Origin of the sequence: Okeania sp. SIO3I5 (assembly GCF_010672085.1) — a bacterium.
In the GTDB taxonomy this organism is placed as follows: Bacteria; Cyanobacteriota; Cyanobacteriia; order Cyanobacteriales; family Microcoleaceae; genus Trichodesmium.
In genome coordinates this window covers 1-13,416 of the sequence record NZ_JAAHHT010000251.1, presented here as the reverse complement: position 1 = coordinate 13,416, position 13,416 = coordinate 1, and the positions used below count along the sequence as shown (strand labels likewise).

Genomic DNA, 13,416 nt, shown 5'->3' with positions numbered 1-13,416 from the left:
TCTACATTCATAAAAAAGTGTATTGAAAAATACTCTTTCCTCCTGAAAAAGCCGATTCAAGACTTAAACATAACTTGTCTATTTTGTCAAGTTTTATGTTAAGAAAGATGTTTATAAAGCATAGCTTGGAAAGGGGGGAGGGGGAGCGTCGGGATGAAAGCCTGGGCCAGGATTCGGATACCTTCATAAGCTAAACGTTCATATGCCCTTGACAAGCTAGGAGCATTTTGTTATTATCAATGTCAGCACAGGGGGAGGACATCACCTCTGTCTAAACAGCGGTCAGGGTTTCCCAGACTGAAGAATCCTGCGTTGTCCATCCCCCCTAACCCCCCTTTGAAAGGGGGGAATAGAAGGGCAACGTTGGGAGTATGTCAAATCCCAATGATGAAACCTAACATCACTCGTTTAATAACAGGAACATTAAGTGCAACTATTCTATATGCTCTTGTAGGTTGTTCTTCTACAAATAATTCCTCTTCAGCACAAAGCACTTTTCAATCATCTACTCCAGAGAATACCAATATCTCACGATCTAATAATCCCCTACTATCGGACAGTAATGTTGCTGTTGCTAAAAATTTTAAAACAACAACCCTATTAGAAGGTTTAGAACGACCTTGGAGTATGGCATGGCTTCCAGATGGGGCAATGTTAATTACCGAGCGTCCGGGGAGATTGCGAATTGTTCGTAATGGAACTTTAGACCTCAATCCCATCGCCGGAGTGCCAGAAGTTTTCGCGGTTAGTCAAGGAGGTTTAATGGATGTTTCGCTGCATCCAAACTTTCAACAAAATCGCTGGGTTTATTTTACCTACTCTCATGGTACCAACCAAGCTAACCGTACCAGAGTTGCTAGAGCAACATTTGACGGGTCAAGTTTAAAAAACTGGGAGGTTATTTTTCAAGTTTCTCAAACAAAAGCACGGGGTCAACATTTTGGTTCGCGCATCGTTTGGCTACCAGATAATACCATGTTAGTAGCAATTGGAGATGGTGGTAATCCACCAAATCAACTTGATGGGGACTTGATTCGCAAACAAGCTCAGAATCTTAATTCCCATTTGGGCAAAGTTGTTCGTTTAAACGATGATGGTTCAATACCACAAGACAACCCCTTTGCTGCATCTGATAATACTGATCCAGCGATATGGAGTTACGGACATCGCAACATTCAAGGAATAACCTTAGACTCAGCTACTAATAGATTGTGGTCTACCGAACATGGTTCCAGAGGTGGTGACGAACTAAATCTTGTGGAAGCAGGAAAAAACTATGGCTGGCCATTAGTTACCCACAGTAAAGAATATACTGGAGGAGAGATTTCTGACAAGCGATCGCTACCAGGAATGATAGATCCAAAAGTAGTTTGGACTCCGGCGATCGCTCCTTCAGGATTAGCATTCTACTCTGGTAAACGCTTTCAAGTATGGGAGGGAGATTTGTTTGCAGGAGGTTTAGTCTCTCGCGATGTTCGTCGTATTGATTTGGATGCAAACGGCAATGTTGTAAGAGAAGAATCTATTCCTATCGGTAGGAGAGTGCGCGATGTACGTCAAAGTCCTGATGGAAGACTGTACGTTTTGACAGATGAGCAAAATGGTCAACTGATAAGCATTGAACCTACAAATTAAAATCAACAGGACTTATACCAATTTGATAAATGTTTGCGGCTTTGTTGTAATAGCCATAGAACATCCGTTCCGCTTTTCGGTTCTCCCCGACATGAAAGGTGAACCTAGTGGCAGCTATATCACCCTATTTCTATAGATTGATGCTTTATTCATTTGTTGGCCAATAAATGAATGACTAAAAGCCTTTGCAGGTATAAGTTTCAGCCTTTTTTGTCAAATTTATTTATTGGACAATAGTTGTAGAAGTATGAAGTACATATGCTTGGATCTTGTGCGGTAGCTATATGTTCACGACTTACGCAAAGACACTATATCTAGTAGAGGCGAATGGAAGAAAGCCCTCTACAGATAGCGTATTGTCTAAGAATTTGCGTAAGTTCTGATGTTTTCATACAACAAAGCCAATGTTTGCTACAAATATCTCGTTTTTTTAAGGAGTAAGCAGTAAGGAGTAAGGAAGGAGTAATGAGTTAGGAGTAATGAGTTAGGAGTTAGGAGTAATGAGTTGGGAGTCAAATAGGAATAGCTTAAACGCCATTCTTAGTTCATAACTTATTGAATTCGTCAAAAAAACATCTCAATCAGCAAGTTTTTTTATCGCCCTTATTATTTGTAACATTCTTTTTTCACGCTTGGTATTACGCAAAACCACCATATATAGTAGGGGTTAACGGCTGTTAACCCCTCTTTTCATTATGACGTGAGGTCATCAATCTGAAAAGCACTGTATTATACTATGTGCAATTAACCGGATTTGAGATCAGGAGTCAGGAGTCGCATGGGAATGGCTTCAATTAGGTTGCATGCTTAGTATAACTTACAAGACTTACGCAAATTTTTAGATAACACGCTATTCCTAGGAGGGCGAATGCCATTCGCCCCTACATATGGTGTATGTTTTCATATTTTGCGTAAGTCCTGACTTAAATATTTAATCTCCCCTACTCCCCTACTCCCCATCTAGGGTAAATATTTTTGCACGACGCTCCAACCTGTCAAAGATACTGTCGCAAAACTAAATAACAGAATAATATTAGTCGTGATATGAAGCGATCGCGCCCAAAGTTGTTTGGAATTAATTTGAGTCGCACTCCAGGCGGAAACTAACACCAATGTCACAACAGTTAAACCAGCAGGTAAATGAACAGAATGCCCTAAGTCACCATAATAACCAATAGTTCCCACTAAACCAATTGCCAGTAACAAAATTACTAAAAGTACCATTGTTCCCCCAATAATATAATGAAAAGGTCGCAACCATTGAGGCCGTTTTTGTTTGTTATGGCGGGCAAAAAACATCCAACCGCCAGTCACTGCTAATAATGAGTAAGCAAAAAGGGAAAGACCCATAGACCAAGCTGCTATTTTCCACAGCCACAAAAAAGAAGGTAAATTCATATATAATTAGTTTTGATTATATTTGGACTTTAAAGCAGTTTTCATTGGCAAGTCTATACAATTTTTGTAGTTTTTGCTATGTGTTCCATCTCACGGAAAACTGCGATAACTTTATATTATCAGGCGATAGTGCTACGGACTGCTTCGCGATCGCTCTTGTCTGACTGGTGCGTTACTAAGCGCGCTTTTCATGTCCGCTCTTAGCGGAAACACACCCTACCAATAGCGTTCATGCGTAAGTCCTAATTTATTTTTGCGAAATAAATTTAATTAATTATACAAACTAATATTATTTTTGGTTAAACAATTATAAATAATTAGGATAATTAGGAATAATTCAGGAGCAGAGCAAAAACGATCTAATTAATACATTTCCTAGTTAAATACTTAATATAGGTGGGGAAAGTTTGTCAATCACTAATTAAGTAAACATGAGATAACATCTACAACAAATCAATATCCTTTAATACCAAGAATTATTCAACTTTTCCTTGAGTTTTTTACGCGCTTTAATAGCAGATGCAAAGTCTGGTTTAATTTCAATTGCTTTGTCTAAAGCCGCGATCGCTTCCTCATATTTCTCCATTTTTTCTAACGCCCAACCTAAATTAGACCAAGCGATCGGATCTTGAGAATTAATAGCGATCGCTTGATCCAGAGAAGTTACTGCTTCATCATAACGCTTTAACTTAGTCAAAGCAATACCACGACTACCCCAAGATTGAAAATCATCAGCATTAAGTTTAATCGCTTCATCAAAAGCAGCTATAGCTTCTTGACTCCTTCCCAACCGCATTAAAGCAAAACCTTGATCCCGCCAAGCTGGTGCAAAACTAGGATCGATATCTATCGCTTTTTGGTAAGAAGCAACCGCCTCCTCATATCGTTGTAAACCATCAGCAAGAAAACTACCTTGATTATGCCAAGCAATGTGGTACTTTGGCCTACTTGCAGTCGCTTTTTTATAAGCATCTAGAGCTTCCTCAAAGCGTTGTAAGAAAAATAAAGTATTACCCTTTCCCATAGAAGCACGATAAAAATCTGGGTTTAATTCTAAAGCTTGTTCATAAGAAGCTAATGCTTTTTGATGACGCTGTAGTTTACTCAATACTTGGCCTCGATCAACCATTGCTGCTAAATCTTCTGGGTTATCTCTAATTTGTCGTTCGAGTAAAGCGAGTGCTTCTTCAAAAGCTTTTCTGGCATCAAGATCGCGTTTTAAATACTCCAAAGCTATACCTTTATTCTCCCAAGATTGAGGTCTGATCGGATCGATAGCAATCGCTTGATTAATAGCTTTTAATGCTTCTTCAAACTGGCCTATACTAATCAATGCTATTCCTTTACCATTCCAAGCTTTGAAATTATTTGCAGATATCTCAATGGCTTTTTGATAAGCTTCTAAAGATTGTTGATAACGCTCTAATTTATTTAAAGCTAAACCTCTACCATTCCAAGCTAAATCAAAATCTTGCTTATTTTCTATTGCTTTGGTGTAGGCAACTAAAGCTGCTTGATAGCGCTGCAACTCCAACAATACATCCCCATTATTTTTTAAAACATTCGAGTCATTTGGTTTGATTTTTATAGCTTCTGCACAGAAACTTTCTGCTATTTCCGGTTGCTCTACTTCAATCCACTTATTACATTTATTAAGTAGGTAAATAAATTTAATTTCAGACCAAAAAACTATCCCACCAACTATAACCATCACTCCAAAAGAAATCAAAGAAAACGGTAACAAACGAAAGGAACGTTTCTTCCTAACAGATGTCTTGGCATCATAATTAATAGAGGGTGACGGAGTAAAATTAGCAGCCGAATTTTCTGGATAAATATTCTCATTATTTGTTTCAGTAAACTCTTGATTTTGAACATTAATATCCGGTTCTAAATTGGCAGAGTTTTCTGTCGCTATTTCTGTCGAATTATAAATTTCTGGTTCCACAGAAATAGGACTTTCCGGCTCTATCAAAAATTCAGTTTGACTACCAATATTCCAGAGGTCATTCAGAACTTGATCTGCACTTTGATAACGAGCGCGAAAATAGGGATTTACCATCCTATTAATAATAACAGCAAACTCATTACTTACCTCAGTATAATGCCGCCATCCCAAATCCCCAGTTTTTGGATCTCGACCTATTTCCGCTGGAAATAAACCTGTTAAAGCATGAACAACTGTCATGCCCAAAGCATATAAATCATTACTAGGATTAGGATTCCTTGTATATTGTTCCTTGGGCATATAACCATGAGTACCCACAAAACGAGTAATTATCAATTGCTTTTGCTCATTTAAATTCACAGAAGAAAGTTGTTTAAGCGAGCCAAAATCAATTAAGATAATTTTCCCATCAGAACGCCTAATTAAATTAGAAGGTTTAATATCTAAATGGAGTACCTGGCGATGAACAAATGTCAGAATTTGCAGTACATCTTCTAACAATTTTTTAGCTTCAGATTCGGTAAATTTACCTCGATCTATTTCATAATTTAAGCTATTGCCTTCAACATATTCTTGAACCAAATAAAACTCTTGATTTTCCTGAAATTCATCTAAGATTGCTGGAATTTGGTCATGTACTCCTTGGTTGTAGATAATTTGTGCTTCTTCCTCAAATAATTTTTTTACTTCCTGTAATAGTAAAGGATTTTTTGACTTAGGCTTAATCTGCTTAATTACACATAGAGAATTATCAAGTTTTTGTTGATCTTGAACTAAATAAGTTTGACCATAATCTCCTTCTCCCAACAGTCGAATAATTTTGTAGTGCTTATTAAGAATAGTTCCTATTCTTTGTGAAGTTTGTATATTTTTATAGAGTTCCTCTAAATCATTCAGAACTTCTGTAGCAGACTGGTAACGTTCTTCATATTGATTGCAAACCATCTTATCCAAAATATCCGCCAACTCATCCTCTACTGCTGCTAGTTCTCGCCATAAAATCTCATTAGTTTTGCTATGACGTAGCAAATCTATGGGGGCAACACCTGTTAAAGCTTGAATAGCTGTTATTCCCAAAGCGTAAATATCGCTATTTATTTTGGGTTTTCCTCCCAAATGTTCCACTGACATATAACCTGGTGTACCCAACACAGAAGCTTGTACTTCTCCCTCTGAAGATAACACCAAAGTTTCAATTTCTTTAATTGCTCCAAAGTCAGTAATTACTATTTTATTGTCTGATTTACGTCTGATTAAATTGGAGGGTTTAATATCGCGATGAATTACATCCTGGCGATGGATGTATTCTAATGCTTCTAAGGTATCGTAAAGCAACATAATTAGTTGACTTTGAGAAACTTGTTTACCATCAGTAATTTCCATCCCTAAATCATGGCCCTCAATAAATTCATAGACTAAATAAAACTTTTGGTCTTCCTCAAAATGATCCAAAATTTGGGGAATTTGTTCATGGTTGCCCAACTGTTTTAAACTTGTCACTTCTTTTTCAAAGCGACATCGTGCTGCTTCTAAAATAGAAGGGTCGGAGGTACTAGGTTGAAATTGTTTGACTATACACAGAGACTTATTAACTGCCTGCTGATTTTCAGCTAGATAAGTTTTACCAAATGGTCCTTTTTTTAAGTCTTGGATAACAGTATATGTTTTTCTAAGAGTCTGAACTTGCTCCATCATCTTTCAATTTGAAAGTAGAAACTACTCTCTCAAGTTTAAACCCATATTCCAATTATTTTGTAGCAGAAATGATTATATTTTTACAAATTGCCTTAACTTGACAACTGGGAACAGAGGTTTAGAGTAGTCTGCGTTCAAATAAGTCATTAATTATTGCTTCAGATCGATAATTTACCGAAAAATTGCGTTTAAAGCCTCGCCAAGTGTTTAAAGTCTTGAATTAAGCTTTTATTTTTGTTTTACAAAAAAATTAAGATATAAAGCCTCTCCTTTCAAGAAGAAAAAGCAGTCATTTTATGTCAGATATTAGCCGAAAAAGCAATATACAATCGACTAAGAGAACAAAAAAATTCTTTTTAACCAATCCTTCTATTATAGAAAAGGTAATTATTAATTGTTAATTGTTAATTATTAATTATTGAACGATCTACTATAGTTGGGATACCACACTTACATGGAATAGGCTGTAATTTCCAGTTCAACTATTAGTAAATCAAACAATAATTCATTTTTTTCGATCCAACCAAACTATTCTAACTATTTCTTTTGCGTTTCCCGACAAGTTGAGCTGCAAATATCCCACCGAGAAAACCAAATAAGTGTGCCTCCCAAGATACACCAGGATCGGAAGGTAAAATACCCCAAATTAAACCACTATAGAGAAAACCAGCAGTTAAGGCAAATAGAACTGATAAAATGCTAAAGTCAAATAAACTTCGCAGTAACAAAAAACCGAAATAACCAAAAATTAATCCACTAGCACCGATATGAATAGAATCTGGTGAACCAAAACACCAAATACCTAAACCACTAACAATTATAGTAACAATACTCACAAATAAAAAATCACCAAATCCCCGTAACATGATTAGCCAACCGAGAGTAATTAGTGGCACAATATTAGCTGTTAAGTGAGCATAACTACCATGCAAAAATGGAGCAAAAAAAATACCACTAATTCCCACAGAACTTTGAGGATGAATTCCGTAATAATTCAGTTTTCCTGCTAAAAGTTCGGCATTAATAATTTGAACAATCCAAAGAATAGCGATAATACTTCCCAAAATTGTTACCTGGGTATTCAGTTTTTCTAATAATTTGTTCATTGGTTTTAAGTTATAGTTGCTCCCTACGATTTTAAACTATTATATAAACATTCAGCTATTAGCTGTCAGCTATTAGCCATCAGACTCTGCCTTTAGGGACTGTTTGAGAAGTATTGGATAGAACCGATTACAGCGCTTTTCAGATTGATGAACCACATCGTCACAAGCAAAACCCCGTAGGGACGTTCCATGGAACGTCCCTACTGTGGCTGTAATCCGCGCAAACCTAACCCCCCTGCCCACAAAAATCCCCCCTGCCCCCCTTTGAAAGGGGGAAAATCCCCCCTGCCCCCCTTTGAAAGGGGGAAAATCCCCCCTGCCCCCCTTTGAAAGGGGGAAAATCCCCCCTGCCCCCCTTTGAAAGGGGGAAAATCCCCCCTGCCCCCCTTTCAAAGGGGGGGATAGGGAAGGGGGGTTTCAAAGCCTCTCTCCTCGCAGGAGAGAGGTTTGGAGAGAGGTTTTTATAAGTTTACAAACAGCTTCTCAGGAACTACCGAAAAATCATTACTTGTTTACCACTAGCAAATTTTGATGCCATAGTGGAACTAGAAATATTTTTCAAAAATTAATACTTTTTAGTAGTATCGGTATAAAAAAGCCTAGAAACCGGGTTTGTTTGAAATGCCCCACTATACTAACATCTACACTCTGACAAACCCGGTTTCTCATAACACTCCAGTAGAATTCTCAAACCTTTTTGCACTGCTACCTGGTAAATTGAGTGTGATTTCAACTGTCATTTTTGAGTTACAGCAGTTTCCGAAGTTACGAGGTACATTTACGATCCCCCTAAATCCCCCTTAAAAAGGGGGACTTTTTGTTGACTCCTCCCCTTCTTAAGCGGTTCCCCCCTTATCAAGGGGGGTTAGGGGGGATCTAAAACTGTACCTCATAGCAACGGGAAACGCTTTCAATAATGGATAATGGATAATGGATAGCGGTTCCCCCCTTATCAAGGGGGGTTAGGGGGGATCTAAAACTGTACCTCATAGCAACGGGAAACGCTTTCAATAATGGATAATGGATAATGGATAGCGGTTCCCCCCTTATCAAGGGGGGTTAGGGGGGATCTAAAACTGTACCTCATAGCAACGGGAAACGCTGTAAATTATGACTTCTAACTTCTGACTTCGTTAATAGCGATCGCTCTCACCATTATCTTGCGCGACTCTCTCCTGAATTGCCTGTTCCATAATACGGATATTTTCTGGAATGGGTACACCTTCTTCAGTACAAACAGGAGGATATCGTTTAACTTCGACTCCTGGTGGTATACGAAATAGCGATCGAATTGCTTCGATATCGTCTCGGTGTTGTAAAACGTAAGCTTTTAATTCAGCTTTAGTCATTTCTTCAAAATTAGGCTTCATAAAAAATACCATTCTCCACTGGGAGGAATCATAATTTGGATATTGTCACCTGCCAGAATAAAGATATTTCCTAATCTTTCATCAAAACGAAATAGGTGAATATCTTTGTAACTATTAGACAACATTTGACAAACTCTCAGGCACGCTTGAGCTTGTTTATTGGTTGGGTTAATTGGTTTATCCTCACTCAACATTGAATTAATTCTAGCTAGGTTGTGCCACAAAACCCAATACTAGCTCAACAAATTTTATTCTAGCAGGACTTACGCAACAAACGAAATTATACACCATCAGTAGGGGCGAATGGCATTCGCCCTTACTAGATATGCTGGTTCTGCGTAAGTCCTGTCTAGCTTAGAAATTACATTTGTAGATAACAATAGTAATCAAGCATGAATCAAAACCCAGAAACATCTCACTCTCGTTGCATTTCCAAAACGTTGAGCTGATTCGACAATGCTTTCTGCTAAATTGAGTGTGATTTCAACTGTCATTTTTGGGTTAACTTCTGACTTCTGACTTCTAACTTCTGACTTCGTTAATAGCGATCGCTCTCACCATTATCTAGCGCCACTCTTTCCTGAATTGCCTGTTCCATAATACGGATATTTTCTGGAATGGGTACACCATCTTCTGTACAAACAGGAGGATATCGTTTAAGTTCCACTCCTGGAGGAATACGAAATAGCGATCGAATTGCTTTGATATCGTCTCGGTGTTGTAAAACGTAAGCTTTTAACTCAGCTTTAGTCATTTCTGCAAAATGTGGAATGGGCCTCTGGCCCGTTCATAAAAAATACCATTCTCCACTGGGAAGAATCATAATTTGGATCAGGTAATTGAGAGTTTAATGCTAAAAATTAAACAAGTGATAACTGATAACTGAAATAATCCTACTCCTTTACTAAACTAAAATCTAAATCAGAGCAAGATGAACCTGGAGATTCAACAACTTTAACAAGAATTGTTTCACGAATAATTTCACCGTCTGGATTAAAGCTAAGTTCTTGTTCAGAAGACGTTTCTTCAGGTGGCACCTTGACTTCTTTAAGTTCTTCCAAAACTTTAGCTCTAGTAGGATTCTCGCCAGAATTAGATAAAGCATAAATAAAAGCCTTTGCTGCATCATAACTGGTAGCAGCACGCCAGTCAACCGCCCCCCCCCACTGCTTTTCTGCTTTAGCTAAAAATTTTTGTACATTCTCTAATTCTTTATGCCACGGCATCGCCAAAATCAAACCTTTAACTGCTTCCTTGCCTTTGTTTAAGGTATCGCAATTATATAGCGTACTAGGATCAAACAATCTTAATCTTTGCCCTTCTGGCAATTCGTAATTAGCTTGGGCAATCTTAATTGCCAGGTCAATTGTTCCTATATTTGGGAATAGCATAGCTGCTTGAAACCCATTATCTACAGCCTTTTTAACTGCTTCTTTCGCGTCAAAAGGTTCCCTTAAATCTTCAAATTTAACCTGCTTGCCAGGGTTTAAAAGGGGAAAATAGTAATCAAAGTGCTCCTTTATATTTCGACTAAATGAATTCTGCTCGTTATAAAAAACCATAACTTTTTCTATTTCTAGATCTGAATTTTGAAGATACTCAGCTAGCTTTTTACTGAATACCGAGTTGTCAACAATCGTTCTAAAGAAAACGTCTCCTTTCAATTCCGTACTTGTGCTACTGGAAGTAATCATAGCTAAACCTTTTTGTTCATATACTTCTAATGCAGCTTTACTAACACTGCTATCATTATGCCCTATTACACCTAATATATCTTTGTTTTTAACTATTTCTCGCGCTACTTTAGGAGATATTGTTTTATCGTTGCTATCATTGGCAATTACAACTTCGAGTAATCTAATATTTGTGTTTGGTGAAGGAGAATTATTTTGTAACTCAGTTTCGTTATATTCATTTTGTGCCTGAGCAACACCTCGCAAAACTGATTTAGCTCTTTTACTATTCTTATCTGCTGGTACAGCTACAGCTATTGTTAGAGGATTACCATAGCTACGAGCCAGAGAATTGTTATAGTAAATCAAAGGTTCTGGTTCATTGCGATAATCGTCTGCCAGTTTTTCAACTCTAAGTTTTTTATATGTAAATTTTTCAAAACAATTAGCTGCTTTGTCATAATTCTTCTGTTGGAATTCCTGATTACAAGTTGAAATCTTCCTCTTATAATCTTCGTTTTTGCTCTCATCAAATACTGTCTTTTCACCACTACTAAACCTTTTTTTCTTCTCTTCAGATGATAATGTTGGCTCTGGTATAAGTATATTAATTTTTGATTCCAAAAATATTCCTATTCCAATCATTAGAGGGACTGCCAAAGCTGCTGCTGAAATTACAAAAGGAGTTGGAATCTTTATCGGTTTTTCCTTAGCTTTAAGGTATTCAAGTTTATCTTGAGCTTCTGTATTATTAGGATCAATTTTTAATACTTTTTGATAGATATTTTTGACTGAGCTTAAATTTCCCTTAAATGAACGATTATTTTGGAAAAAATTATTACCATGACCAAGTAATGATTCTATATAACCTTTTTTCGCACGTTGTGGATTAATTCTGTAAGCTCGCTCATACAGTTTGGATGCTTCCTGATATTTTTGACTTTTTCGATATGCTTCAGCCAAACGGAATAAAGCACTAAAATGGTTAGGATTAAGTTCTAAAGCCTTATGATAGTGATACAACTCATCATCTGGATTCCCCCGGTTCTGCCATATATTAGCTCTTTCGTAGTAATAACTAGCTTCATCATCAAGTTTTTCTAGTTCCCATATCTCTGACTGTAGTGGATAATATTTGATTAACCAACGACGAACAAACTCAACTGTAACTCTATGACCATCTGCATCTAAAAATTCATTGTCAATTAAAGTTTGTTGTGCCTGCCGTAGTTGCTCTATTTTAACTCCAAAGCTTTCTAGCAGCTTTAAAGGGTTTTCTGGGAGTGACTGATTTTTTTGCCTAGCTCTCTGTTGAGCTTCTGCTGCTGCTGAGAATACAACTCTTTCTGAAATCAATAATCCCTCCCGAAACCAAATTAACCCTGCTTCACTCAACTCGATAGCATCCTCTATAACTTTGCCTACATCACTTTCCATAATCTGATCTTTTTCCTGTTCCCGTGCTTGTGCAAACAGGGCATAGCATATAGCTTGTGTAAAGTAGGGATGTCCTGCTGAAAGCCTGAAAATTTTCTCTATTGCTTTGTTAGTGTATCGCAGAGATCCTGTAGTAGGTCTTGTAATCAACCTTTGGATACTGAACTCATCTAGTAGTCCTATTCTCAGGTGAGGAGCATCCCTAAACAATTCCAGAAGTTTTGGCATATCACTTAGTCGCCTTCCCACAACAGGAATAATAAAAAGTTGCTTCTCCTGAGACACCATTAGTCTTAAGTATTTAAAGAAATCTTCAAATCCTGAGTCATCATTGTTGCTGTCTAACACATCAAACTCATCCAACAATAATACTAAATTTCTATTACCCAATATCTGGAATATCGGATGTAATAATGCTCTGAATTTATTTGCATCTTGTTCTAAATCTTGAATTAAAGTTAAATCAATTGTATTTATATCTATTTCCAGTTGCTCACAAATTTCTTGAGCAAGATGATGAATAATTTGATTGAGAGACCATTGGCCTTGAGCTTGAAAATCTAACAGAATAACAACAAACTTATTATTATCCAAATTTACCTTTTGAGGGATTTGCTGTAATACAGAGGATTTACCTATACGTCTTTGACCATGCAGCAGAATAACTCGTTGATTATTATTCAAATTGTCTTCAATAAAGCGAAACAAACTGTCTCGGCCAAAAAACAATTCTGGTTCATCAATAGAGCGACCAATAATATAAGGATTTCGCCTATTTCTTCTTGGAGATGTCATATTAATTATTAGTTTTAGTCGCAATTATATTTTTACTATTATAGCAGTCGCTATTATTAAGAAATCATTAGCGGTCAAAAACTGTAGGGGTTTGGTTTCCAAATCCCTTGAAACTTGGGTTTGGAGACCAAACCCCTACAATAAAATCTTACCGAAAAATTTTGGTTTAAAGCTTCCCCTTTTAAGGAGATAATAAATAAAAATTTTCATAATTACTCAACCCTATTCTTTTCAAGGAGAGGTAATTATTAATTATTAATTATAGCAATTCCCAAGAAGCGTGAGGTACAAAATTCCTTGGTTTTAGGGAACAGGGAACACTTAACTGGGAACAGGGAATAGGGAATAGGAAACAGGGA

At 37.1% G+C, this 13,416-nt stretch carries 8 protein-coding genes; 1 reads left to right on the top strand and 7 read right to left on the bottom strand.

Annotated features, from left to right (window positions below; translation table 11 throughout):
- Positions 1 to 384: 384 nt before the first annotated feature.
- Positions 385 to 1,635: a PQQ-dependent sugar dehydrogenase gene (locus F6K40_RS33535; protein WP_365673692.1), complete on the top strand. Its 1,251-nt coding sequence runs from the start codon at positions 385 to 387 to the stop codon at positions 1,633 to 1,635.
- Positions 1,636 to 2,595: 960 nt separating this feature from the next.
- On the opposite strand, the gene F6K40_RS33530 is transcribed toward F6K40_RS33535, so the two are convergent.
- The 7 genes from F6K40_RS33530 to F6K40_RS33500 form a co-directional block, all read right to left on the bottom strand.
- Positions 2,596 to 3,033, bottom strand: a complete 438-nt coding sequence (locus tag F6K40_RS33530) for a DUF4079 domain-containing protein (protein ID WP_293142461.1) — start codon at positions 3,031 to 3,033, stop codon at positions 2,596 to 2,598.
- A 463-nt stretch (positions 3,034 to 3,496) separates the two neighbouring features.
- Positions 3,497 to 6,676, bottom strand: a complete 3,180-nt coding sequence (locus F6K40_RS33525; RefSeq protein WP_293142459.1) for a serine/threonine-protein kinase — start codon at positions 6,674 to 6,676, stop codon at positions 3,497 to 3,499.
- A 533-nt stretch (positions 6,677 to 7,209) separates the two neighbouring features.
- Positions 7,210 to 7,782: a rhomboid family intramembrane serine protease gene (locus F6K40_RS33520; RefSeq protein WP_293142457.1), complete on the bottom strand. Its 573-nt coding sequence runs from the start codon at positions 7,780 to 7,782 to the stop codon at positions 7,210 to 7,212.
- Positions 7,783 to 8,915: 1,133 nt separating this feature from the next.
- Entirely contained in the window at positions 8,916 to 9,152 is a 237-nt protein-coding gene (locus F6K40_RS33515) for a DUF6887 family protein (RefSeq protein ID WP_293142455.1), read from the bottom strand.
- Positions 9,149 to 9,376, bottom strand: a complete 228-nt coding sequence (locus F6K40_RS33510) for a DUF6888 family protein (RefSeq protein ID WP_293142453.1) — start codon at positions 9,374 to 9,376, stop codon at positions 9,149 to 9,151. The genes F6K40_RS33515 and F6K40_RS33510 overlap by 4 nt, the downstream gene beginning before the upstream one ends.
- 314 nt (positions 9,377 to 9,690) lie before the next feature.
- Complete coding sequence (locus tag F6K40_RS33505; RefSeq protein WP_375340613.1) at positions 9,691 to 9,924, bottom strand: DUF6887 family protein; 234 nt, start codon at positions 9,922 to 9,924, stop codon at positions 9,691 to 9,693.
- Positions 9,925 to 10,045: 121 nt separating this feature from the next.
- On the bottom strand, positions 10,046 to 13,057 hold the full coding sequence (locus tag F6K40_RS33500) for an ABC transporter substrate-binding protein (protein WP_293142449.1): 3,012 nt from the start codon (positions 13,055 to 13,057) through the stop codon (positions 10,046 to 10,048).
- Positions 13,058 to 13,416: the final 359 nt, after the last annotated feature.

What these genes read in the sequence shown, in the direction of transcription:
- F6K40_RS33500 (WP_293142449.1), bottom strand. Translation starts at nt 13,057, where the DNA reads ATGACATCTCCAAGAAGAAATAGGCGAAATCCTTATATTATTGGTCGC.
- F6K40_RS33530 (WP_293142461.1), bottom strand. Translation starts at nt 3,033, where the DNA reads ATGAATTTACCTTCTTTTTTGTGGCTGTGGAAAATAGCAGCTTGGTCT.
- F6K40_RS33535 (WP_365673692.1), top strand. Translation starts at nt 385, where the DNA reads ATGATGAAACCTAACATCACTCGTTTAATAACAGGAACATTAAGTGCA.
- F6K40_RS33520 (WP_293142457.1), bottom strand. Translation starts at nt 7,782, where the DNA reads ATGAACAAATTATTAGAAAAACTGAATACCCAGGTAACAATTTTGGGA.
- F6K40_RS33515 (WP_293142455.1), bottom strand. Translation starts at nt 9,152, where the DNA reads ATGAAGCCTAATTTTGAAGAAATGACTAAAGCTGAATTAAAAGCTTAC.
- F6K40_RS33525 (WP_293142459.1), bottom strand. Translation starts at nt 6,676, where the DNA reads ATGATGGAGCAAGTTCAGACTCTTAGAAAAACATATACTGTTATCCAA.